At 61.9% G+C, this 23,673-nt stretch carries 23 protein-coding genes; 7 read left to right on the top strand and 16 right to left on the bottom strand.

Going from position 1 to position 23,673, the window contains the following annotated elements; translation table 11 throughout:
* Positions 1-5: 5 nt before the first annotated feature.
* From rsmA to ACCO56_RS11295, 7 genes are all read right to left on the bottom strand, one after another.
* A complete protein-coding gene (rsmA, locus tag ACCO56_RS11325; protein WP_433640620.1) occupies positions 6-830 on the bottom strand; it encodes a 16S rRNA (adenine(1518)-N(6)/adenine(1519)-N(6))-dimethyltransferase RsmA in 825 nt (274 codons plus the stop codon).
* Positions 827-1,837 (bottom strand): 4-hydroxythreonine-4-phosphate dehydrogenase PdxA, encoded by a 1,011-nt coding sequence (gene pdxA / locus ACCO56_RS11320; protein ID WP_433640617.1) that lies wholly within the window; start codon positions 1,835-1,837, stop codon positions 827-829. The genes rsmA and pdxA overlap by 4 nt, the downstream gene beginning before the upstream one ends.
* A gap of 34 nt (positions 1,838-1,871) precedes the next feature.
* Positions 1,872-2,810: a SurA N-terminal domain-containing protein gene (locus ACCO56_RS11315; protein ID WP_433640615.1), complete on the bottom strand. Its 939-nt coding sequence runs from the start codon at positions 2,808-2,810 to the stop codon at positions 1,872-1,874.
* A gap of 228 nt (positions 2,811-3,038) precedes the next feature.
* Positions 3,039-5,465, bottom strand: coding sequence for an LPS-assembly protein LptD (locus ACCO56_RS11310; RefSeq protein WP_433640613.1), 2,427 nt, complete (start codon positions 5,463-5,465; stop codon positions 3,039-3,041).
* Positions 5,465-6,547 (bottom strand): LPS export ABC transporter permease LptG, encoded by a 1,083-nt coding sequence (lptG, locus tag ACCO56_RS11305; protein ID WP_433640610.1) that lies wholly within the window; start codon positions 6,545-6,547, stop codon positions 5,465-5,467. The genes ACCO56_RS11310 and lptG overlap by 1 nt, the downstream gene beginning before the upstream one ends.
* A 1-nt stretch (position 6,548) precedes the next feature.
* Positions 6,549-7,751, bottom strand: coding sequence for an LPS export ABC transporter permease LptF (gene lptF / locus ACCO56_RS11300; protein ID WP_433640608.1), 1,203 nt, complete (start codon positions 7,749-7,751; stop codon positions 6,549-6,551).
* Positions 7,752-7,933: 182 nt separating this feature from the next.
* The gene (locus ACCO56_RS11295; RefSeq protein WP_433640605.1) at positions 7,934-8,818 is read right to left on the bottom strand and encodes a phosphatase PAP2 family protein; all 885 of its coding nucleotides are present in this window, start codon (positions 8,816-8,818) and stop codon (positions 7,934-7,936) included.
* Between the two features lie 175 nt (positions 8,819-8,993).
* On the opposite strand from ACCO56_RS11295, the gene ACCO56_RS11290 reads away from it, so the two are divergent.
* The 3 genes from ACCO56_RS11290 to ACCO56_RS11280 are packed head-to-tail and all read left to right on the top strand — an operon-like array spanning position 8,994 to position 11,608.
* Positions 8,994-10,490: a leucyl aminopeptidase gene (locus ACCO56_RS11290; RefSeq protein ID WP_433640603.1), complete on the top strand. Its 1,497-nt coding sequence runs from the start codon at positions 8,994-8,996 to the stop codon at positions 10,488-10,490.
* Positions 10,491-10,521: 31 nt separating this feature from the next.
* Positions 10,522-10,971, top strand: coding sequence for a DNA polymerase III subunit chi (locus ACCO56_RS11285; RefSeq protein ID WP_433640601.1), 450 nt, complete (start codon positions 10,522-10,524; stop codon positions 10,969-10,971).
* 16 nt (positions 10,972-10,987) lie between these two features.
* Positions 10,988-11,608, top strand: coding sequence for a hypothetical protein (locus ACCO56_RS11280; protein ID WP_433640598.1), 621 nt, complete (start codon positions 10,988-10,990; stop codon positions 11,606-11,608).
* Between the two features lie 19 nt (positions 11,609-11,627).
* On the opposite strand, the gene ACCO56_RS11275 is transcribed toward ACCO56_RS11280, so the two are convergent.
* A complete protein-coding gene (locus ACCO56_RS11275) occupies positions 11,628-12,434 on the bottom strand; it encodes a crotonase/enoyl-CoA hydratase family protein (protein ID WP_433640595.1) in 807 nt (268 codons plus the stop codon).
* 295 nt (positions 12,435-12,729) lie between these two features.
* Here ACCO56_RS11275 and ACCO56_RS11270 point away from each other — a divergent pair, with 295 nt between their 5' ends.
* Positions 12,730-13,701, top strand: coding sequence for a glycosyl transferase family 90 (locus ACCO56_RS11270; protein WP_433640592.1), 972 nt, complete (start codon positions 12,730-12,732; stop codon positions 13,699-13,701).
* 3 nt (positions 13,702-13,704) lie between these two features.
* On the opposite strand, the gene ACCO56_RS11265 is transcribed toward ACCO56_RS11270, so the two are convergent.
* Together ACCO56_RS11265 and ACCO56_RS11260 are read right to left on the bottom strand one after the other, a co-directional pair.
* A complete protein-coding gene (locus ACCO56_RS11265) occupies positions 13,705-15,582 on the bottom strand; it encodes an ABC-F family ATP-binding cassette domain-containing protein (protein ID WP_433640590.1) in 1,878 nt (625 codons plus the stop codon).
* 48 nt (positions 15,583-15,630) lie between these two features.
* Entirely contained in the window at positions 15,631-16,143 is a 513-nt protein-coding gene (locus tag ACCO56_RS11260) for a DinB family protein (protein ID WP_433640588.1), read from the bottom strand.
* A gap of 67 nt (positions 16,144-16,210) precedes the next feature.
* Between ACCO56_RS11260 and ACCO56_RS11255 the strand changes: the two genes are divergently transcribed.
* Together ACCO56_RS11255 and ndk are read left to right on the top strand one after the other, a co-directional pair.
* Positions 16,211-16,903: a glutathione S-transferase family protein gene (locus ACCO56_RS11255; protein ID WP_433640586.1), complete on the top strand. Its 693-nt coding sequence runs from the start codon at positions 16,211-16,213 to the stop codon at positions 16,901-16,903.
* A gap of 110 nt (positions 16,904-17,013) precedes the next feature.
* A complete protein-coding gene (ndk, locus tag ACCO56_RS11250; protein ID WP_433640585.1) occupies positions 17,014-17,436 on the top strand; it encodes a nucleoside-diphosphate kinase in 423 nt (140 codons plus the stop codon).
* Positions 17,437-17,511: 75 nt separating this feature from the next.
* Here the strand turns inward: ndk and ACCO56_RS11245 are convergent, their stop codons facing one another.
* The 6 genes from ACCO56_RS11245 to ACCO56_RS11220 all read right to left on the bottom strand — a co-directional run bounded on the left by ACCO56_RS11245 (position 17,512) and on the right by ACCO56_RS11220 (position 22,586).
* Positions 17,512-18,270, bottom strand: a complete 759-nt coding sequence (locus ACCO56_RS11245; RefSeq protein WP_433640583.1) for a YbaY family lipoprotein — start codon at positions 18,268-18,270, stop codon at positions 17,512-17,514.
* A gap of 44 nt (positions 18,271-18,314) precedes the next feature.
* A complete protein-coding gene (locus ACCO56_RS11240; protein WP_433640582.1) occupies positions 18,315-18,800 on the bottom strand; it encodes a molybdenum cofactor biosynthesis protein MoaE in 486 nt (161 codons plus the stop codon).
* Between the two features lies 1 nt (position 18,801).
* A complete protein-coding gene (moaD, locus tag ACCO56_RS11235) occupies positions 18,802-19,056 on the bottom strand; it encodes a molybdopterin converting factor subunit 1 (RefSeq protein WP_433640581.1) in 255 nt (84 codons plus the stop codon).
* Between the two features lie 5 nt (positions 19,057-19,061).
* A complete protein-coding gene (gene pgsA, locus ACCO56_RS11230; protein WP_433640579.1) occupies positions 19,062-19,652 on the bottom strand; it encodes a CDP-diacylglycerol--glycerol-3-phosphate 3-phosphatidyltransferase in 591 nt (196 codons plus the stop codon).
* A gap of 97 nt (positions 19,653-19,749) precedes the next feature.
* Positions 19,750-21,828, bottom strand: a complete 2,079-nt coding sequence (gene uvrC / locus ACCO56_RS11225; RefSeq protein WP_433640578.1) for an excinuclease ABC subunit UvrC — start codon at positions 21,826-21,828, stop codon at positions 19,750-19,752.
* A complete protein-coding gene (locus ACCO56_RS11220) occupies positions 21,825-22,586 on the bottom strand; it encodes an SDR family oxidoreductase (RefSeq protein ID WP_433640577.1) in 762 nt (253 codons plus the stop codon). The genes uvrC and ACCO56_RS11220 overlap by 4 nt, the downstream gene beginning before the upstream one ends.
* 340 nt (positions 22,587-22,926) lie before the next feature.
* Here ACCO56_RS11220 and ACCO56_RS11215 point away from each other — a divergent pair, with 340 nt between their 5' ends.
* Entirely contained in the window at positions 22,927-23,589 is a 663-nt protein-coding gene (locus ACCO56_RS11215) for an outer membrane protein (protein ID WP_433640576.1), read from the top strand.
* The last annotated feature ends 84 nt before the right edge of the window (positions 23,590-23,673 follow it).

Raw genomic sequence — 23,673 nt, 5'->3', positions numbered from 1 at the left:
GGATCCTACATCGCGTTCGCCAGTGCCACGAATTCCGCGACATTCAGCGTCTCCGCCCGTCGCGTGCCGTCGATGCCGGCTGCGTCGAGCAGTCTTTCACCGCCGACGCTTTTAAGGCTCTGCCGCAACATCTTGCGACGCTGGCCGAACGCTGCCTCCGTGATGCGACCCAGTTTGGCGACATTTGCCGCCAGCGGCGCGCTTCGCGGCACGAGGTGCACGACCGACGAAGTGATTTTTGGAGGTGGGACGAAAGCCTGGCGCGGAACGTCGAACGCAATCTTCGCTTCCGTACGCCAGCCCGCGAGGACGCCCAGACGACCATAGGCACTGTCGCCAGGAGCGGCCACGATGCGCTCGGCGACCTCGCGCTGGAACATGAGCGTCAAGGAACCGTAGAACGGCGGCCATTCGGCCGGCGTCAGCCAGCGCACAAGGAGTTCGGTGCCGATATTGTAGGGCAGGTTGGCGACGATCTTGACCGTTTCGCCAGGTGCAAGTTTCGAGAAGTCGGTCTTCAGCGCATCGCCCGGGACGACTTCCAGTCGTCCGGGGTAATGGGCGGCGACTTCCGTAAGGGCGGCAAGGCAACGGTCGTCGCGCTCGATCGCAACGACGCGCGCCGCGCCGTTCATGAGCAGCGCTCGCGTCAGCCCGCCTGGCCCCGGTCCGACTTCAATGACGGTGACGCCTTCGAGATTCCCCGCCGCTCGCGCGACCTTGCCGGTGAGATTGAGGTCGAGAAGGAAGTTCTGACCGAGCGACTTCTTCGCCGCGAGGCCGTGACGTTCGATGACGTCGCGAAGCGGCGGAAGGCCGTCGATGCTCATGCGGGCGCGAATCGGCGCGCACCGAGCCGCGCAGCGAGCTTCAGGGCGGCGACGAGGCTGTCCGGATGGGCAACGCCCTTGCCGGCGATGTCGAATGCAGTGCCGTGGTCAGGAGACGTGCGCACGAAAGGCAAGCCGAGCGTGACGTTTACCGTGTCATCGAAGGCGAGCGCCTTCGCTGGGATCAGCGCCTGATCGTGATACATGCACAGAGCCGCATCATAGCGGGCGCGCGCTGACGCATGGAACATGGTATCGGCGGGAAGCGGGCCGACGGCATCGACGCCTTCGGCGCGCAGGCTTTTAACAGCCGGGCGCACGATGGCCTCGTCTTCCCTCCCTATGGCGCCATTCTCACCGGCATGCGGATTGAGGCCGGCGACGGCCAGGCGAGGGCGGTCAATGCCGAATCGTTCCCGCATATCCCGCGCAACGATCCGCCCGGTCTCGACGATCAGCTCGCTGGTCAGCGCCTTGGGGACCTCGATCAACGGGATATGGATCGTGACGGGTACGGCTCGCAGATCGGGGCCTGCCAGCATCATGACCGGCCTGATCGGCCGCCCGACCTGGCGCGAGGCGAGCTCGCCGAGATACTCCGTATGGCCGGGAAAGATGAAGCCGGCGTCATAGAGGAGCTTCTTGGCGATCGGCAGGGTGACGATTGCCGCGGCACGTCCGGCGAAGACGTCGTCCACCGCGCGGTCGATCGCCTTAACGATGCCAACGGCATTTTCGGTGTGCGGAACCCCCGGCGTGTCCTGGCATGGCGTATCCAGCGCCACGACTGGAAGCGAGGTAGGGAAAACCGCAGCGGCTTCGTCCGGTTGGACGATGGCGACGGGAAGCTTCAGACCGATGAGTTTCGCCCGAGCCACTAGCAAGTCGGGATCTCCGATCAGATAGAACGGCGGCAGGTCGAGGCCGGAGCGCGACGACCAGGCGGACACGGCGATTTCCGGTCCTATCCCGGATGGATCGCCCATCGTCAGCGCAAGCGGGAGCAAGGAAGCTTCAGGCAAAGTGCACGCAAATGGTTGGTCAGCGTTCGACGATACGGGCCTTCTTCTTCAGCTCAGCCATGTACTTCTTGGAGAACTCCTCGGCTTCGCCGCCCTCTTTGGCCGCCTCGCTCTGGAAGACCATACGAGCGACTCGGTCGTCCGACACTTCCTTGGAACTGCAGATGCCGATGAACTCGATGCCGCGCTCGGTCTCACGCACCGCCGTGGCGGAGCCTGCCTTCGTGCTCTTGATGAGGTCGGCCCAGTCCGGCGGCAGCTCCGGCGCAAGGATACGGCCGAGATCGCGCACGGTTACGTCGACCAGGCCCTTGGCAAATTCCCGCGTCCTGTCGCAGCCGGAGAAGCGTGCCCGCAAAGCCTCGGCTTCACGCTTGCGCTTGCCCAGTAGCGCGCCACGCTCGGCCGCCGGCACGACGAAGACGATCTGCTGGAGCATGTATTCGGTGGCTCTAGGCTTGTCGCCGCCTTTCTGGAGCATGCGCTGCACGACATCCTGTTCGCTCATCGTACCCGACGCGCGATACTTTGCCTGAAGCGCTTGGCTCCAGCCCATCTGGGTGCGGATGAAATCCTTGAAATGAGGCTTGGTGACGCCGGTCTGGTTAAGGATCTGGTCCATCTGCTCGGGTTTGAGCTTGTTCGAAGCGGCGAAGCGGGCGTAGGCGTCATCGACCTGCTGATCGGTGATCCGCACGCCTGCGCGCTTGATCTCGGCCGTGCGAATGGCCTGATCGATCATCTCCTGAGCCGCTTCCTTCGTACCGCCATTGCGGCGCTGGAGCTTGAAGAAGGCGACCCGGCGCTGGATGTCGTAGCTCGTGATCGGGATGTTGTTGACCACGTATTTGATCTCGCTCGCGTGAGCGACTCCGCCATAGGGCATCGCGGTTGCTGCGAGCGCGCCCATGGCGAGAGCGAAACCGGATGCGACGAGACGCTTTCTGATCGCGATCATATGCTGTTATCCCCGATTGCAGTGCGCGATGAGATCAGGGCCGGTCCTGTTTCCGGCGTGACAAACCTCGCGTCGAGATTGAAACGGCCGTGCTCCTACCACAGCCGCATGTTCCGACGCCATAGGCGTGAGCCGCCTGGGAAACAGAGCCTTTTCGGTCATCCATCTCGCTCTGGCGCTGAGCTTCAAAGACGCATGCCGCCCTTATGCGGCGAAACGATGACGCATTCACTCCGTAGACCCGAGCGAACTCGACCCGAAGTCGCCGATAGTGCGGAACGAGATATTGAAACCGACTGTTTGCGTGGTTTCGCGCGTGTCGCGGTTATGGCTCTGATAGTACGTCATCGAATAGGTGAAGCATTCGTCGTCGTAGGAGAATCCGAAGGAATCGCGGACGACCATGCTCCTCTCGAAGTCGTAGGTGCCTGATCCGAAGAGGCTCCAGTTTTCGTGAACCCTCGTTGTACCGGCGAGCGTCATCTCATGACGATCTTCGGGGAAACCATAAAGCGGCTGGGCCTGGATGAAAGCGTACCTCGCCGAGACGGAGCCTCGGCTCATGTTGAGGCCGGCCCTCAATTCGGAGCGGCGCACCTCCAGCGACTGCTCGTCGAGGCGGGCGCTTGCCGATGCCGAGAGGCCGAAGGGTGTGGAGAAGCCCACGAGACCGACATAGTCGGAGGTCGAGGTCTCCAGACCTGAAAAGGCACCCGCATTGACCAGGTCGGGCTGAGCGAAGGAGTTTTCTCCCATCAACTGATAGGATTGCCCCACTATGGCATTGGTGGTCCAGCCGCTGGCGAAGGTGCCCGAATAGCGGAAGCCGATATTGGCGCGCGTGCCGCCCTCGATACGGTCGTAGCCCGAGAACTTGTCGCGATCAAAGAGCGTCGTGGCGTCGAACACAAAGCTTTGTGCATCTTCGTTCGGGATGCCCAGCCTGTCGGCGGACTGCTCGTCCGGACGTGCGAACAGCTGGGCGACCGGCTCGAGGATGTGGCTCGACGAGGTCAGCGAGAACAGCACCGGCCAGCGAAGGTCGAGCCCAGCGGTGGCCATGTAGCGATAGTAGGCCGAGCGAATATCGGTGCCGGCATCGATCTGCGGATTCGTGGCCATGGCGTTTATGGCCTGCACCGATGAGGCAGATTGATTGACGAACGTCGAGTCCGCCTGGAAATGCAGGAGTGGCGTCACCTGGAGGCCGGCGTCGGCGAGATAGGTGCGCTTCCACTCCGCCTCTGCGGTAATCCGGCCGCTGGTGCCTTCGATGCCGCGCACCGCTGTCACGCGTTCTACTGGGGTCCCATTGACGAGTTCGGTATGCGCCGCGACATCCAGACTGTTCCGGTAGATGGTGCGCGAGTTGATGTCGATGTTGAGTTCCCCGCCCGCGACCGGTTCGTCGGAGGTGAAGGAATAGTCGAAGCTTGGCAGAACCCAGGGCTGTTCCTCGTTTCGCGCTCCGGGGAAGCCATCCTGGATCTCTTCTTGTACCTGGAAATGGTACGCGCGCAGGTCGAAGAAGTTACGATCGCCAAGGCCTGTCAGGTATAGCTGCGAGGTGTGCACGAGGTCGGCGTAGCCCCCGATGCCGTAAGTTCTGGAAAAGTCCTTGTCCGACTGGAGCATGATATCCCAGCCGGCGGTCCAGCGCGGGTTGATATAGAAGTCGCCCTTCGTGGCAACCATGCCGCGGAAACGGTTGGGATCGATCAACTGACCGCCCACGTCGACGCCACGATCGACCGAGTTGAGGTCGAATGCGGCGGGGTCGTTCTGGCGGATTCCCGCAATCTTGAGATTGTACTGGCCGTTGTTGAAGCGCTGCCGCCACTCCGCCTGCCCGAGGAAACCCTGCCGCGAATAATAACGGCCTTGGAGCGTCAGATCGTAGGTGTCGGACAGCGCGACGTAGTAGGGTACGATCACTCCTACGCCAAGTTCGCTTTGATAAGTGATACCCGGCATCAGGAAGCCGGACTTGCGCCTGACCGTTGGGTCGGCCACCTCGAACGCCGGTAGATAGGCGATCGGGAAACCGAACATTTCGAATCGCGATCTTTCGAAACGAACTGTCTTGGCCTTGCCGTCCCAAATGATCTTGCGCGCCTTGATGCGCCAGACGGGAGCCCTGTCGGGTTTGTCCTCACAAGGTTCGCAGGCCGTGTAGACGCCGTTGTTGAACGTGGTCGTGACGCCGCTCTCGCGATCCGCGCTCTCCGCCGCGAAATAGGTCTTGTCCGTAGTCTCCACGCGCAGCGCGTTGACGAACCCGTCCCGGAAATCGTCGGTGATGTCGATCTCTTCGGCGAAGATCTTGTTGCCGTCCCTCTCGATGATCTGAACGTTGCCGCTGGCGACCAGCCGACCCGAGTCGCGATGATAGGTAACCCGCTGCGCGACCAGGCGATTGTCGTCATACTCGATCTGGACGCCGCCGACCGCCGTCACGGTACGCTTGTCGTTGTCATAGACGAGCGTATCGGCTTCGAGCAGCATCTGGGCGGTGGGGGAAACCTCAGGCTCCAGGCCGATCGTTTGCGCAAAGCTGGTATGAGGGATAACAGCGAACAGGCAAGCCAAGGCCGTTGCGCCCATAAGGCGCTTAAGACGGACGAGCTTGGACCCCTCAGTTAGCGCGACCGCCACTAACCGTCCTCCTTGTACAACAGGAACGTCACCCCGAAGAACATTGCCACCACAACCGGAAGCCAGGCCGCGATTGCCGGTGGGACGAATCCCGCTGTGCCGAACGCTTTGACTAAAACCGAAACAACATAAAGCAGAAAGCCGGCTACGACGCCACCCAGAATCATCGTGGCGGACTGTCCCAAGCGTGTGAAACGCATGGATACCGTAGCGGCAATAAGGGTCATCGCAACAAGCAAAAGCGGCAGCGCGACGAGAGAATGGAACTGCATGGCAAAGGCGTTGGCCTTCAAGCCGAAGGAGCGCGCCACTTCGATTTTCCCGGGCAGCTCGAAGAAGGGGATCATATCGGGTCTTGCGAGCCGCTCCTGTACGAATTCCGGCCGGAGATTCGTCTTGATCTGCATGGTTCCCACAGCCTCGGGACGGGATCCATCGCGCATCCGCGAGGCGCCGTTCAGCTCCCAGTAACCATCTTTTAAATGGGCGCTCTGCGCATCGATTCGCTCGGCGATGTTGCCGGCCTTGTCGATTCGAAAGAATACGGCGTCGACCAGCTCCAGCCCCTGCTGCAGCGTCGTGCGGGCCCCGATGATCGTCTCGCCTTCCTCCTGGGTGGTCTGCTTGATCCAGGGGGTGCCGGCCACCGCGCTGTTTTTGGTTGCGCGGTATGACGCTTCGATCGCCTCGGCCTGCGAATAGCCTGCGGCGGCGATCGGATTGAGCACTCCCAGGGTGAGGAGGCCGAGGAGCAGCGCGCCGAAGCATGCGGGTCTGAGGAATTGCCAAGCCGAAACGCCGACGGAGCGTGCCACGACGAGCTCGTATTTGCGATTGAGTGACACCAGCGTCGCCATGGCCGCGAACAGTGCGATGAACGGGATGGTCTGCTGCATCACCATCGGCACCCGCATCGCCGAAACGCTGAGCGCCATCCCTGTCGAGAAATTGGCGATGTCGGATGTGCGCGAGGAAAGCTCGGTAAAGTCGATGATGAAGACCAGCGCGGCGATTCCGAGGAAGAACCACGTGGTGATCGTGACATAGCGGAAAAAGAAATAACGGCTGAGCGTCCAACCCATTTCAGGCCGAGCCTCCGCCTGGGGCCGAGGCGCCGAACAGGCGCATCCTGAACAAGGTGAAGCGCTCGCCGACGTGCCGGAACGTCGCGCCGATGCGATCCGTCCATCTCACCGGGAGTTCCATCGGCTTGTTGGTGGCGAGATACCAGATCGAGATGGCGGACGAGACGAGCGGAATGACATAGAGGAGCGGAACGTAGGACGCATCGGTCTCGGCCTTGCCGCCGACGAAGAAGCTCATCCAGCGCACCAGAAGCGCGATGACCAGCGCTGTGATCATTGGATGTACGCGCGCTTCGCGATGCGAACGGGCATCGCCCGCCACCGCCAGTGCGATCAACGCGAAGACCAGCGGGTAGAGCCACTCGGTCAGGCGCTGATGAAAGACGGTGTTGAACTCCTGGGGAGCCTCCTTGAAAAAAGGATCATTGGGATCCGGATTGGCCAGATAGCTCAACGGCCGATCCTTCGCGTACATGACCATGTAGGCACTCGCCGACGTGAATACCGAAAGGTCGAGCACATAGGAGGTGAAGCGAATCACCGATACTTCCTGCCCCGGCGTCTTACGGTGGACGACGCCGTCGCTCATGATGAGCATGGCCCGCTCGTCTCGCGTCGTCAGCAGGCCCTCCTTTGCGTAATAGACGAGGTCGACGTCCTTCTGACGGGAATCCGCCACAAAGATGCCGCCGAGACGCCCGTCAGGCAGCCGCTCGCCGATCTGCACATAGAGACCTTCGTCGATTCTTCGGAAGGTGCCTTCCTGGACCACGGTCGAAATCAGATCCGCGCTGGCCTTGGCGACAAGCGTGCGCAAGGCGAGCCGCGCGGGCGGATCGATGACGTTCTGAACGAAGAAGGACAGGAAACAAGCGCCGATTGCCAGTACGAGGGCTGGCCGGATTGTCGTCAATCGGGAACTGCCAGCCGCATTGATCACCACCAGCTCGGAATCGCTGTTCATCATCGTCAGCGTCTGACTGATTCCGATTGCAATGGCGAAAGGCAGGATAACCGGAATGATGGAGGGCAACACCAATGTCGCCATGTGGAAGAAGGTCAATGCCGACTGACCTTTGTCCGTAACGAGATTGATGCGGGCCAAGGCTTGGACCGTCCACACGACCGCGAGAGTCCAGAACAACGCGGCCAGCGCGATGGTGAACGTTCGGCGCAATATGTAGCGTTCGACGATCTTCATCCGCAGGACTGTTCCATGTTTGCCGGCGCCGAATGGCGCCTGGTTGGGCAAGCCGAAATCATCCGCCTGCGTGCCTTGGTTGACCGCACCCGCCCGTCATCCAGGGCGCCGTTCCACCTGAGCCATCAAATAGTTGGGTCTCATTGGCTAAAAAAGGGCGAACGGGTTAGGTTAACAAATTCCTAACAGATCGCCGCCGTCTGCGGAAGCTCACGTTTTTGTGGGTGCAGCCAGGCTGCGGCGGTGGCCAAAATAGAAAAGGTCAGCATGGTGACGACGCCGGCGATCACGACGTCCGACAGATAATGGGCGCCGAACGACATGCGCAGGAGCGAGGTGCCCAAGGCGAGCGCGACTGCAATGCCATAGGCCGCCGGTTTCAGCGAGGCGTATTGCCGAGGGAGCAATGCGACAAGGCAGACCAGCCACGCCGCTGCCGCGGCTTCCCCGGAGATGAAGGAGCAGTTTCTGGCGCAGTAGTTGCTTATCTCGCCTGCCGGCACGAACGGAAAATCCCCGCCGAACAGGTCGGTCTGAACGGGCCGCGGTCGGCCCCAGAACTCCTTGAAGACGCCGTTGACCAATAGTCCGACTGACACGACATAGGTCCAGAATACGGCCGCCGCCTGCACCGAGCGGCGGGCGCCGAGCAGCCTTCCCATGCGGAGCCTTGTTATCGAAGCGGCGGCCAACGCGGCCGCCAATGTGATGGGCAGATATTGCAGGAACTGTCGTAGCGCCATGAATGGCGGGCTATGCCTCAACGGAAAGTCGCCGCAAACCGATCTTGCCGGTTTTCCCGGGCCGCATTGGTTTTCGACGAAGAACCATGCCGCGACGGTTCGATCGATCAGGGGAAAGCGATAGAAGACGACCACCGCGACCGCAAGCAGCGCGCTCAGCATCATCAGTGTGGCCACGCCCGAGAAGGGGGAGAGATTTGGCAGTTCCGCCACTGCCGCATCCGGCAGCATGCTTGGCGCTTCCACGACGATAGTGTCCGGGACCGATACCGGAAGTTCAACTACGGGATGTGGCATGATATCGATGCCGGAATGCTGGCTCATAGGTTTCAAAATCCCCCCTGGTTGTTGGATTGTGAAATTCCACTTTAACGAGCACCAGTCAAGCATCCGAGCATTGCGACTGCGTGACATTCCGAAGGAAAATGTGCTTGCAGCTTGCCAAAGCTCACAAAACCGCCAAAGGTCGGCCGCGAGTTTCACGCGCAGCAGGATTCCCATGACAGTGACGCCGACGATCGCCTTTGCTCGACTCGCAACACCGAAGAAAGGCAGCGTCGTCCTGCTGTCGGCGGAAGAGGAGGGCGGCCTGAGCGAGGCGGCCCGCGCCTGCGATCCCGCCAAGGTGCTCGAGCGGGCGATTCCGGTAGCGGAATTCAAGGGCAAGGCTGGGACCAGCCTCGAACTGATCACGCCGGAAGGAACGTCCTACGATCGTCTCGTCGTGATCGGCGCTGGAAAAGTCTCGGCATTGTCAGAGTACGGTTGGCTGCGCTTGGGCGGTGCAATATTCGCCGCGCTGCGCAAACCTGCCGAGGTTGCTGTCGTTTTGGATCTTCCTGGCGCCACGGTGGGTGCGAGCGACGCGGCGAATGTGGCGTTTGGCATCCTGCTCCGGGCCTATTCTTTCGATAAGTACAAGACCAAGAAAGAGGACAATGGCGGCAAGGCAGCCGCCCGCTCGGCGAAGATCACCATTTACTGTTCGAACCCGACCGCCGCGAAAAAGGCCTTCGCGAGCATCGAGCCGGTTGCGGGGGGCGTCGCCGTTGCTCGCGACCTCGTCAATGAACCGGCAAACGCGCTCGGCCCGGTGGAGTTCGCTGCTCGTGCGAAGGAATTGCAGTCCCTTGGCGTCAAGGTCGACGTGCTTACCGAGAAGGAAATGAAGAAGCTCGGCATGGGCGCTCTGCTCGGTGTCGCCCAGGGATCGGCGCGTCCGCCCCGGCTGGTGGTCATGCAGTGGAACGGAGGCAAGCCGAAGGACAAGCCGATCGCCTTCATTGGCAAGGGCGTCACCTTCGACACCGGCGGCAATTCGATGAAGCCGGCCGCAGGCATGGAGGACATGAAAGGGGACATGGGCGGCGCGGCCGCCGTTACAGGTCTCATGCAGGCACTCGCCGGCCGCAATGCCAAGGCCAACGTCGTCGGCATCATCGGCTGCGTGGAGAACAACGTCGACGGCAACGCACAGCGGCCGGGCGACATCGTGACCTCCATGTCGGGACAGACCGTCGAGGTGCTCAACACGGACGCCGAAGGCCGGCTCGTGCTCTGCGACGCGCTGTGGTACTGCAACGAGAAGTTCCAGCCCAAATTCATGGTCAATCTTGCGACGCTGACGGGCGCGATCATGGTCGCTCTGGGCCAATACCATGCCGGCTTGTTCTCGAACAACGACGAGCTGGCCGCACGCCTGTTCACTGTCGGACAGGCGACGCAGGAGCGCGTATGGCGCCTGCCGTTAGGAGCCGATTACGACAAGCTGCTGGATTCCAAGAACGCCGATATGAAGAACATCGGCGGCCGTTACGGCGGTGCCATCATCGCGGCTCAGTTCTTGCAGCGTTTTGTCAAGGACACGCCCTGGGCGCATCTCGACATCGCCGGCACTGCGATGGGCGTCCCCGTCAATGAGATCAACCAGTCCTGGGGCTCCGGATTCGGCGTGCGGCTCCTCGACCGCCTTGTGCGCGATCACTACGAGGCATGATCCGCCGATTGCGCGTGCCGGGATCCTAGATATGGCTGAGGTGCTGTTCTATCACCTGACCGAATCGACACTCGAGGATGCTCTTCCCGGTCTCCTCGAACGCAGCGTCAAGCGTGGCTGGAAGGTTGTGGTCCAGACGGGAACCGAGGAACGGCGCGACGCGCTGGACACGCATCTGTGGACCTATCGCGACGATTCCTTCCTCGCCCACGCCACCGACCGCGAGTCATATCAGGCGGATCAGCCCATCCTGCTCACCATCCGGCCCGACAATGCCAATGGGGCCGAGATTCGTTTCCTGGTCGATGGCGCGTCACCGCCCGATCTCGCCGCCTATTCGCGGGCAGTCTTCATGTTCGACGGTCACGACGCCATGCAACTCGAAGGAGCGCGTGAGCACTGGAAAGCGATGAAGGCGGCTGGCCATGAGGTCACCTATTGGCAGCAGACGCCGGATCGCCGCTGGGAGCGGAAGGCGTGACCAGGTCCAACTCTTGATGCGTATCCTCTTCCTCCTCGTCTTTCTTGCCGGGCTCGCCCTCGGCGTCGGTTACCCGTTGATGGTGGGGAATGTGCCGCGGCGGGAGATCGGCTCCTGGACGGTCTATGACATTGCCGCAGGTTTCCGGCCGGCCGAAGCGATGCTCTCCGCTGATGATGCGCCCGTGCACATCGTTCTCGACATCACGACCGTGGGCGCGCCGAGCTTTTCCAGCGACCGGACAGTCTTGACCCTCACGGCCGACTTCGGCAGCCGTAGCGTCCTCGCCAAGACGCTGAGTTTTTCCCGCGTGACCCCGCAGTTGGAAAGTCCTCAGAGCGGCGGGCGACTGTTCCGTGAGGAGGCTGGCGTGCTCCCTGAAGTCCGCGATGGCGCCTATGTCTTCACGGTTGGCCCGGGCGATGCCGAAGGTGTGGAGATCGCGTCGGCACGCTTGATCCTGCAGGGCGGAGGAGCCGCCTACGACGATCGTGTGCAGCCGACGGGCTTTATGCTGATGGCGATCGGCTTCATCGGTTTTGTGATAGGGATGCGACGCGGTGGAGGCGGTCCGCAGAACCCGAATTCCCAGCCCCCGCCTCCGCGCTGGGGCAGGAATGCCGGAAACCACCAGTAGATGCCGATGGCGCCGCGGCTCAGATTTCCTCGAAATCGCCTGAACGGCCCTTGCCCGCGGCAAAACGTGCGGCGCCCGCAGCTCCTTCCATGCGGAAGGTTTCGGCGCTCCGCCACTCGTTGACCAGTGCCTCGGCCGAGTCGAGCGACCATTGCTGCATGGCCGAGCGGCGATCCGCGCGCATGCAGGCCTGCGGAAACCGGGTCAGTTCACGGGCAAGCTCGAGAGCTGCATCGAGCGAGGTTCCGTCCGCCACGACACGGCTGGCGAGGCCGATGGCGAGGCATTCCTCGGCCTCGACCTTGCGGCCGGTCAAGATGAGATCCATGGCGCGTCCGTGCCCGACGATGCGCGGCAGGCGAACCGTTCCGCCATCGATAAGCGGCACGCCCCAACGGCGACAATAGACACCCATATAGGCGGATTGCTCCATAACGCGCAGGTCGCACCACAAGGCCAGTTCCATACCGCCCGCGACGGCTGGCCCGGAGATCGCGGCGATGACGGGTTTCGTCAGGGAAAGACGGGTGGGGCCCATCGGCCCTTTGCGCGGATGGTCGCCGCGACCGTCGAAGCTTCTATCGAGATCGTGCTCGGCGAACCATTTGTCGTCAGCTCCCTTGCTCGCCCATTTCAGGTCGAAACCCGCGGAAAAGACGCCGGGAACCCCGGTGAGTACCGCTATTTTCTGTCCCTCGTCGCGGTCGAAGGCCAGAAACGCGTTGAAAAGCGCCAGCGCCATCTCGGGGTTGACCGCGTTGCGGGCTTCGGCCCGATCGATCGTGACGATGGTTATCTCGCCATCCTGTGCGACCTTGATCGTCATTCGGCTATCCTTTCCTGTTCGCCGGAAGGGCTGGCCAGGTTCTTTCTTGGCCGACACTGCATTGGACAGGTCCGCGCACGGCTTGGCAAGCGGCATGGCCGCTGGATCCGCAGATTGACGGCGGCGGGAGGAAACTCTACCTAGCGGAACTCGATCCACCAGGTCCGCGCGTCGCGCCGGTGTCTGTCCTATGTCTGACTTTCGTCGCACGGCCCAACGAGTTGCCTACTACGCCCGGAATTTTGCCCGGGACACCGTCCCCCAGATCGTGTTCCGCCGTCGTTTGCACGGTCTCTTGAAAACTCTTGGGGAAAGGCGGGAATCCGGTATTCGCGAGCGGCTTGCTTATTACAACAAGCTCGACGCCAACTTCGCAGTCACTCCCGCGGCTGTTGCGATCGGTCGGCTGCCGCTGGAAAAGAGCCTCTATTATTACGACCTCAAGGAGCATGCCCGCTATTTCGACCGGCATCTGCGGTTCGACTACCTGTTCGGCGACGTGGCGCACGTCCCTCCCGTGCCGACTCTGCTGAAGAGCAGGCCGATATCCGGAGATAACAGCAACTCGGTCCTGATGAACCTCGACAAGCTGCGGCACTTCAGGAAGGTCGCGGATCGGGTACCGTTCGACAAGAAACGTCCGATGGCTGTTTGGCGTGGAGCCGCGAACCACCCAAGGCGCGCCCCGTTCGTGGAAAACTGCATAGGTTTGGCCGCCTGCGACGTTGGTTTCACCAGCGGTGGCAAGGTCGAGCACCGCCGGCCTTATATGTCGATCGCCGAGCAGCTGGACTTCCGTTACGTCATATCGATCGAGGGTTATGACGTGGCGACCAATCTCAAATGGATCATGGCCTCGCAATCGCTGTGCATCATGCCGGAGCCGTCCTGCGAGACGTGGTTCATGGAGGGGCGGCTGGAGCCGGGCGTGCATTTCGTGCAGGTCAAGCCGGACTTCTCCGACTTGGAGGAGACGATCGACCATTTCGAAAGCTCGCCGCGCGAGGCACTGACCGTCGTTGCCAACGCCAATGCCCATGTAAGGCGCTTCTCGAATCGGGAAGACGAGCAACTCATCTCCCTGCTGGTCCTCTACAAGTATTTCGTCCTGAGCGGCCAGTTGGATCCGGACGTGGAGGTTGGACGGCGCTTCGACTTGGGTTTCGCTAACTCACCCTCTCATTTTCTTGCCAAGTCACTTCCCCGGTCGGACGACGAACGAAACCATGCCTGCCGAACCAGCTTGGGGCATTTCGGGACGGCTTGATCGTCACTCGGCTATCCCTTCTTCGTATTCGGCGGAAAGCGTCAGCCAGGTCTCTTCGTGGCCGGCCAGTGCATGGGAGAGATCCGAGCGTTCCTTGGCAAGCTGCGTAGCCGCGGTCGGGTCTTTTTCGTAGAGTTTGGGATCCGCTAGCTGATCCTCGATCCCGTCGATGCGCTTGCGGATCCGGTCCATCAAGGCTTCCGTCGCGCGGATCTGCTTTGCCAGTGGCTCCAGCGCCTGACGGCGCCGGGCCGCGTCGCGTCGCCTCTCTGCCTTCGACGCCTTCTCGGCCTCGCGTTTCTCGTGTCGGTCGGGCGCCACGCCCGTGACTTCCTGCCGGTAATCGCCGAGATCGCCGTCATAAGGACGGACGGAGCCGTCGCGCACCAGCCAGAGCCGGTCGGCTGTCGCTTCGATCAGATGCCGATCATGCGAGATCAGGATGACGGCGCCGGGAAAATCATTCAGCGCGTGCACCAGCGCCTCGCGCGAATCGATGTCGAGGTGATTGGTGGGCTCGTCGAGGATAAAAAGATTGGGGCCTTCGAAGGCTGCGAGTCCCATGAGCAGTCGGGCCTTTTCCCCTCCGGAGAGGTCCTTGGCTGCCGTGTTCATCTTTTCCGTCGCCAGTCCGAACTGCGCCACACGGGCCCGCACTTTCGACTCCGGCGCATCCGGCATCATGCGCCGGACATGTTCATAGGCGTTCTCCTCGGGACGCAGGTCGTCGAGCTGGTGTTGCGCGAACATCGACACTTTCAGGCCTGGCGCGATCGTCATCGTGCCGGTTTCCGATTCGAGCCGGCCCGAGAGCAGTTTGGCGAAGGTCGATTTGCCGTTGCCATTGGCGCCGAGCAATGCGATGCGGTCATCCGCATCGATGCGCAACGACAGCTTCTTCAGGATCGGATGTCCAGGCTGATAGCCGACCGACACGCCGTCCAGCGCGACGATGGGTGAGGCAACCGCCTTGACCGGCTCGGGGAAGCTGAACGGCCGAACCGTGTCGTCGACGAGCGCCGCGATCGGCTTCATCTTTTCCAGCGCCTTGATGCGCGATTGCGCCTGGCGGGCTTTGGAGGCCTTCGCCCGGAAACGGTCGACGAAGGACTGCAAGTGCTTGCGTTGAGCCTCCTGCTTGACGCGGCTCTTTTCCTGTAGCGCCTGCTGCTCGGCGCGCTGGCGTTCGAACTGATCATAGCCGCCACGCCAGAAAGTGAGCTTTTTCTGGTCGAGATGGACGATCGAATTGACGGCACGGTTCAAGAGGTCGCGATCGTGGCTGATCAGAAGCACCGTATGAGGATAGCGGGCGACGTAGTTCTCGAGCCACAGCGTGCCTTCGAGATCGAGATAGTTGGTCGGCTCGTCGAGCAGCAGCAGGTCCGGCTCGGCGAAAAGCACGGCGGCGAGCGCTACACGCATACGCCAGCCGCCGGAGAAGGAGGAGGCCGGCCGCTTCTGGGCCTCGGCATCGAAACCGAGTCCAGCGAGAATGGTCGCGGCTCGCGCCTCCGCGGAATGGGCGTCGATGTCGGCGAGCCGGATATGTATTTCGGCGATGCGATGTGGATCCGTCGCCGTCTTCTCTTCCTCGAGCAGGGCTGCGCGTTCCACATCGGCCCGGAGCACGATGTCGATGAGGGGCTCGTCCGTGCCTGGCGCCTCCTGGGCGACCTGGCCGATCCGCGTATTCTTCGGCAGACTTATCGAGCCGGTCTCTGCGGAAATATCTCCCGTTATCGCACGGAACAGCGTCGTCTTTCCGGTGCCATTGCGGCCGACCAGACCGGCCTTCGCTCCGGCTGGGAGGCTGAGAGAGGCATGATCGAGGAGAAGGCGTCCGGCGATCCGGAGCGAAAGATCGTTGATGGTAAGCATGGTTCAAGGCTTTTGCACTGGATGCGAAGGCGGCGCAAGAAGCGGAGCTCACGCGAAGGCGCGCCCTTCCTCCGTCCGTTGGAAGGCGACAAGGTCGAGCACCGGTGAGGGCTGGCCGAGAGCCGTGAGCACCGCATGAGCCTGGCCTCGATGATGAGTCTGGTGGTTGAAGAAATGGGCGAGCGCCGGCGCCAGTCGCTGCGAGATCGTGCGCATATCGGTCGCCGTCATATAGGTGAAGCGTCCGGAAAAGGACTGAGTGGTAAGCGAGGCGATCCAAGTGATGATGCGCGCGTCCTCGGCCTCACGGGCAAGGCGTAGCCGATCGAAATCCTGGTGCAGGATCGCGTCGAGGGTCGTCGGCGCGTCACCTTCGCCGGTGAAGCGTTTCATCCAGATCCGGTCGGCCACCAATATGTGGTTGAGCGTTCCCATCAAGGATTTGAAGAAAACGCCGGCATCGCTGCGGAACTCCTCATCCGTGACCGCGGCTGCCGCCTCGTAGAGCCGGTTGTTGGCCCAACGATTATAGGCCGCGAACATCGTAAAATGCTGCTTCATGGGCTTCCCTTCGGAGAGCGAAACGGAAAATATGCGGCGAAACTAGACGGCCGAACCAGGGACGCCAATGGCCATTCTGCTTTACGATCTTGTCGGCGCTGATACATCGCGCCCGTTCAGCCCCCATTGCTGGAAGACGACGATGTCGTTGGCGCATAAGGGGCTCGCGTTCGAAACTGTTCCGACTCGTTTCCTCGATGTGCCGAGGGTCGAAGGAGGTGTGTCGAAGACCGTTCCCGTGATCCGGGACGGCGAAAGGATCGTCGCGGATTCCTTCGCGATCGCGCTCTATCTCGACGAAGCCTATCCCGATAGACCCAGCCTTTTCGGCGGCAAGGGTGGTGAGGCGCTCGCCCGCTTTGTAGAACGCTGGTCGCAAACGACGCTGCACGGTTATCTCGGGGCCGCCGCCCTGATGGACATTTATGACCGGCAGGATGCCGAGAACCAGGACTATTTCCGCAAGACGCGCGAGGTGCGTTTCGGCAAGAAGCTGGAGGGCGTTCCGGAAGGTCGGGACGCCGGGCTTGGAGCGTTCCGAGCCTCGCTCGAGCCGCTTCGCAACATGCTGACCTATCAACCCTGGATGGGCGGGGCCGGGCCGCTCTTTGCGGATTATGTCGTCTTCGGCGCCTTGCAATGGGTCCGGGTAGTGTCGCCATTCCGCCCGCTGGCGGAGGATGATCCCGTGGCCGAGTGGTTCGGCCGTTGCCTTGACCTCCATGGCGGGCTTGGGCGGAAAGTTCCGGCCGCCGCCTGAAATTGGGAACGGCGCCTTCGATCCTAGTGCGCTGCGGGCCTTGGCAATAGGGCAGGTGGCCTGTATAGAGCCGCCACCTTTCCAAAAACATTCCATCAAAGGGACCGACCATGGCGATCGAACGTACGTTTTCGATGATCAAACCCGACGCGACGAAGCGAAACCTTACCGGCGCGATCACCAAGATGCTCGAGGATGCGGGCTTGCGCGTTGTGGCCTCGCGCCGCGTATGGATGAGCCGCCGCGAAGCCGAGGGCTTCTACGCCGTTCACCGCGAGCGCCCGTTCTTCGACGAACTCTGTGAGTTCATGTCGTCGGGCCCGACGGTGGTACAGGTCCTGGAGGGGGAGAATGCCATTGCGAAGAACCGCGAAGTGATGGGCGCCACCAATCCGGCCAACGCCGACGAGGGAACGATCCGTAAGGTGCACGCGCTGTCGATCGGCGAGAACTCCGTTCATGGCTCGGATGCTCCCGAGACGGCCGCCCAGGAAATCAAGTATTGGTTTTCCGACACGGAGGTTGTCGGCTGAAATCCTTCTGCCCGATACAATTGATCTCGAAAGGCCGGGGCGCACGCTCCGGCCTTTTTCGCTAAAGAGGCGCGGTCAAGCGCCGTGTGAAAAATGCAGGATTTCCTTGCCGTCCTTGTCCTTGAGAGTCAGCCTGCCTTCCCTGATGTCGAAGCTTTCCGCTTTGCGCAGCGTCTCGAAGAATGCTCTCTCCCGATCCATGACGTCCGGAGCGCAGGCCATTCGGGTCGAACCCACTTCGCCGACCGCAATGGTTCCATCGCCTATTTCCGCAGTGCCGAAATAGCTGTTGCACGGTCCCTTGCCGAACATCTTGCCGTCCGTCTTGACCGAGAAGGTCGGAGGCATGCCGACGCTGGCGGGGTCCTCTGAAACCCAGATTGCATCATAGATATTTGCGGCCGGCGCCGGCGTTTCCGATCTACGGACCATCTTCAACAGGAGCGACGGCGCCGTGTCGGTCAGGGGGGCGATCGTGTAGCGCGCGTCGTTGATGAACCACAGCGTATCGTTCACTGTGATGCGGGCCTGCAGCGCATATTGCATGTTCGGCTGGATGACGGCCGGATCGAAGCTGATGGTGAACTTGATCGGGACCTGCCCGGCAGGGTCGATCACCTGCTTGCCGATGATCGACGCCGGCGCGTCGGCGAGCGAGACGTCGGCCAGTTCGACGGTGAGAACCGCGTTCGGAGGCAGCGCGATGCGTTCACGATAGAGGATTTCGCCCGAGATCGTTTTTTCGGCAGCGAGCGGCGCAAACGGAAATGCGAGGGCGCCGACCACGAACGGCATAAAACCGAAGATGAAGAATTCCGCGATCCGCCCCAGCATGGCACGCCTCCTCCTGGTTTCTTGTTCGGAAGCGGATCAGACGATTACGTTTGTTTCGTGACCTCAGTTTTTCGCCAGCGCGCGGCCGCCTCGTCATCCACCGCCTTGGCCTTCACCCAGTTTCCGGCGTGACCATCGGCGCGATGCTCCTTTTTCCAGAAAGGCGCCCGCGATTTCAGGAAATCCATAAGGAAATTCGCGGCATCGAAGGCGGCCTGACGGTGCTTCGAGGCCGATACGACGAGCACGATGTTCTCGCCGGGACGGATCTGGCCATGGCGATGGATGACTGTCAGTCCCGAAAGCGGCCAGCGTTGCGCCGCCTCGGCGGCGATGCGGCCGATTTCAGCTTCGGCCATGCCGGGATAATGCTCGAGTTCCAGCGCGGACAAGCTTCCGGCCTCGTCGCGGCACAGCCCAGTGAAGGTCACGACGGCACCGACATCGGCCCGCCCCTGTGTCAAGCGCCCGATCTCGGCAGCCGTGTCGAAATCCTCGGCCTGGATGCGCACCATCGGCGCGGCCGGCATGCTAGCCTCCCGTCATTGGCGGGAAGAGCGCGATCTCGCGCGCGCCGGCGACTGGCTCGCGATGCTCGACATGCTCCTGGTTGATAGCGACGCGAATGACCTCCGGATGGGCAAGGGCGTTCTCGTAGCCTTCTCCGCGCGACTTCAGCCAGCCGAGTAGGTCGGCGACAGTCATGACGGTTTCTGGAAGCGTCACCTCTTCCTCGGGCTTGCCGATCCGCTCGCGCACCCAGGCAAAATAGATGAGCTTGGTCATGTTCGTTACTCGTCCACGATGTGCTTCAGCCCCGCACGGAAGTAGTCGTACCCTGTATAAAGGGTGACGATCGCGGAAATCCAGAGCAGTACGATGCCGGCTTCGGTCGCGTAGGAGATGATCTTGTCGAGGGCGGGGCCGGCGAGCAGCACGGCGATCGCGACCATCTGGATGGTGGTCTTCCACTTGGCAAGCTGCGTCACCGGCACGCTGACCTTCAGCCCGGCCAGGTATTCGCGCAGGCCCGATACAAGGATCTCGCGGCAGAGAATGATGATCGCCGCCCAAAGCGACCAGCCGGCGATCGTGCGGTCCGTGTCGGCGGCAAGCAGCAGAAGGCAGGTCGATACCAGCAGCTTGTCGGCGATAGGGTCGAGCATGCGGCCGATATTCGACGTCTGCTGCCAAGCGCGCGCCAGGTAACCGTCGAAATAGTCGGTGACGCTTGCCGCGATGAAGATGGCGAGCGCCGACCAGCGGGCGAAATCGCTCGATTGAAGGCGCCCTTCCAGGAAGAAACAAAGCACGACCAGCGGCACCGCGAGGATGCGGCCGTAGGTGAGCATATTCGGGAGGTTGAACGCGCGCCTTGCCATCGAAAAACTCTTTTGCCTCGTCTACTCAAAACAGATGGGAATGTACCGGGTCAATCGGCAGTAACTGCTATGCAGGCCAATTTTAAGGGATCGTGGCTCAACTCTCGTGAAAATGATTGTAGACCAGCCTCGCCGTCGATTCCGAAATACCTTCCACCGCCATAAGATCCTCGACCGCGGCCCGGCTCACCGCCTTGGCTGTTCCGAAATGATGAAGTAGGGCTCGTTTGCGGCTGGGGCCGATCCCTGAGATTTCATCGAGTGGGCTCTTGACGAGCTCCTTCTTGCGGCGGGCGCGATGCGAACCGATCGCGAAACGGTGTGCTTCGTCGCGCAGCCGCTGGACGAAATAGAGCACAGGGTCGCGAACCGGCAAGGTGAAGGAAGGTTTGCCCTCGACGAAGAAGCGCTCGCGGCCGGCCTCACGGTCTTGGCCCTTGGCAACCCCGAGTGCCACGATCTTGTCGGCGATACCGAGTTCAGAGAGGATCGCCCGGACCGCCGACATCTGACCTTGTCCGCCGTCGATCAGGATGACGTCCGGCCAGGCCGGAAAGGCGGAATGTCCGGCATCCTCACTGTCTTGCTCGGCTGCCCCATCCGTGGGCGCGCCGTGTTCCCTGAGCAGGCGCGAGAACCGCCGCTGCATCACCTCGCGCATCATGCCGAAATCGTCGCCGGGGGTGATGTCGGTCGAGCGGATATTGAACTTGCGGTACTGGTTCTTCACGAAGCCTTCCGGCCCAGCGACGATCATGGCACCTACCGCGTTGCTGCCCATGATATGCGAGTTGTCGTAGACTTCGATCCGTTCGGGCGTCCTGTCGAGGCCGAAGGTCTCGGCGAGACCTTCCAGCAGACGGGCCTGCGTCGACGTTTCGGCGAGCCGCCGCCCGAGCGCCTCGCGAGCATTTTGAAGAGCGTGATCGGTGAGGTCCTTCTTCTCGCCCCGTTGCGGCACGCTCACCTGCACCTTGTGGCCGGCCTTCGTCGAGAGCGCTTCGCCGAGGAGTTCCTGCTCGTCCACGGCCCGCGACAGCAATATGGCGCGTGGCGCGGGTTTGTCGTCGTAGAACTGCGCCAGGAAGGAGCCGAGCACTTCGCCGGGCTCCAGCGCCGGATCCGCCTTGGGAAAATAGGCGCGGTTGCCCCAATTCTGGCCGGTGCGGAAGAAGAACACCTGGATGCAGGTCTGGCCACCTTCCTGATGGATCGAGAAGACGTCCGCCTCGTCGACGGTCTGGGGGTTGATGCCCTGATGGCTTTGGACATGGCTGAGCGCCGCGAGCCGGTCCCGATAAATCGCGGCTCGCTCGAAATCGAGATCCTCTGCCGCTTGCTGCATCGCTCCGGAGATTTCCGCCTTCACGCTCTGGCTGCGTCCGGAGAGGAAAGCCTTCGCTTCGGCGACGAGTTCGGCATAGTCGGCGGGCGAAATCTCACCGGTGCATGGGCCGGAGCAGCGCTTGATCTGATAGAGCAGGCACGGTCGGGTGCGGCTTTCGAAAACGGAATCGGTGCAACTGCGCAACAGGAAGGCGCGCTGCAACGCGTTGATGGTCCGGTCCACCGCGCCGGCCGAGGCAAAAGGCCCGAAATAGTCGCCCTTGCGCGAGCGCGCTCCACGGTGTTTGAAGATGCCGGGAGAGGGATGATCTCCTGTCAGGAGGATATACGGGAACGATTTGTCGTCCCGCATCAGCACGTTGAAACGAGGCCGCAACCGCTTGATAAGATTGGCTTCGAGCAGCAGGGCCTCGGTCTCGGTGCGGGTGACGACGAATTCCATCGTCGCGGTCTCGCGCACCATCCGGCCGATGCGACTGGTGTGGAAGCGGCCCTGCGCGTAGTTGGTCACGCGCTTTTTCAGGCTTCGTGCCTTGCCGACATAGAGCACGTCGCCGGCGGCATTCATCATACGGTAGACGCCGGGCGAATTGGGAAGGCGTTTCACAAGCGTCTGGATGACGTCGGCGCCGATCCTGTCGTTGGCAGTGCCCGTGACAGTCGTTTCCCAGTCGATCCGCGTGAAAGGCAAAGAAGGCCCACCCGCCGCTTCAGCCGGGATGTCCTCCTCTTCCTCGCCGTCAGGCATGTAGCCGGCGACGTCGTCGGAGGCGATACCCTGGCGGGTTCGCGCGAGTGGCGGCTGATTCTTCTGCTGATAGCCTGTCATTCCTTCATGCCTGTCACATCCGGCGTCTGCCACGCAAGGTGCTGTCCTCCGTCGAGTGCGATCATCTGACCGGTGATCGAATGCGTTTGCCAGAGATAACGCACCGTCGCGCCGAATTCGGCCAAAACAGGGCCATGACCAAGGATCAGCCCGTCGACCTGCGCCTGAAAATCCTCGGGTTTCTGGCGCGAATTGGCGAGCGTCGGACCGGGCCCTATCGCATTCACCCGCACCCTCGGCGCAAGCGCCTGCGCCATCGTCTGCGTCGCGGTCCAAAGGGCGGATTTCGACAGCGTATAGGAAAAGTAGCGAGGCGTCGGGCGCCAGACACGCTGATCGATGATGTTCACCACGAGGCCCTGGGCGCCGGCTGGCAAGGCTGCGTCAAGGTTGCGGGCAAGGAGCGAGGGAGCCTTCAGATGCACGTCGAAATGACGGTCCCACAAATCCCATGCGAAGTCTCGTATCGAATCGTCTTCGAACAGCGAGGCGTTGTTGACGAGAATGGAAATGGGGCCGATGGCCGTCTCGGCCTCGCGAAAGAGACGCGCCGCCGCGTCGAGATCCGCAAGATCGGCTTGGACCACCACTGCCTTGCCGCCTCGCTCGCCGATTGTCATGGCGAGCTGTTCGGCCTCGTCGCGCGAGCGGTTGCAATGAATGACGACGCCGAAGCCATGCGCCGCGAGATCCTCCGCGATGGCCCTGCCGATTCGTCTCGCAGCACCTGTTATCAGAACATTGGTCGTTGAGTTCACGCTGTTTTCCACCTTGTCATAATCGCGTAACTTTCTGGGCGGGACTGTGGCGAGATTTTCGGTCCGGGCACTGTATATAGGGAGGCTTCGAGGCCTGGCCAAGCGACCAAGGCCTTGGAAAACATAGGCTTCCTGACAATGCTGTTGCCGAAAGGCAACGTCTATTTTCCGCCACTTTGGCGCCAGGGAATGATCGAATTTCAGGTGCGCTTCAGCCGCAATTCGAAACCAAATTCGGGTTGTTGGGCGCCCGAACCGTTCTCCCCTAAATGGTAGGGACGCTCCGAATGGGACTCGTATCGGAAATACCCAGTTTCCTGTGGTTAATGGAGTAATATCAATGTCAGCCATGATCAATTTCGCCCGGCCGATGGCCGCGGCCCTCGGTCTCGCTGTCCTCGCTGGCGCGGTGCCTGCCTATGCTGCCGACGCCATCGTCGAGATGCCGCCGGCACCGGCTGCACCGATGATCGAAGCGCCGGTCGCTTCCTGGGCGGGCCCGTATGCCGGTGTTCAGCTCGGTTACGGCTTCTCGGGCCGCACCGAAACGCCGGCCGGTGACATGGACACGGACGGTTTCATCGGCGGGGCGTTTGCTGGCTATAACTTCCAGAACGGCATGTTCGTGTACGGCGGCGAAGTCGACCTGAACTACGCCAACCTGGAGGGCGACATGCCGGGCGTGGAATCGAAGACGACCCTCGATGGCTCGCTGCGTGCTCGCCTCGGCATTGCCGCCACCGACAGCATCCTCGTTTACGGCACCGCCGGTGGCGCTGCCCAGAGCCTCAAGATCGAGGACGCTTTCGGCAGCGACCGCAACACGCTGCTCGGCTGGACGGCCGGCGCCGGCGTGGACGTCAAGGTCACCGAGAACATCTTCGCCCGTGCCGAATACCGCTACACCGATTTCGGCAGCAAGGACTTCAACACCGGCAGCGGTGCGCAGTCCGTCAGCTCGCGCGACAATCGCGTGATGTTCGGCCTCGGCATGAAGTTCTGACGCTGCGGCGTGCAGGTTCCAGCCCGGTACGGCTGAAACCATGTTGTTGCGTAAGCGCGCTTAAAGCGTTGGGAAGCCGGGCCT

The organism is Mesorhizobium sp. 1B3, from assembly GCF_050958605.1.
Lineage (GTDB): Bacteria > Pseudomonadota > Alphaproteobacteria > Rhizobiales > Rhizobiaceae.
This window is presented reverse-complemented; position numbering and strand designations above follow the sequence as displayed.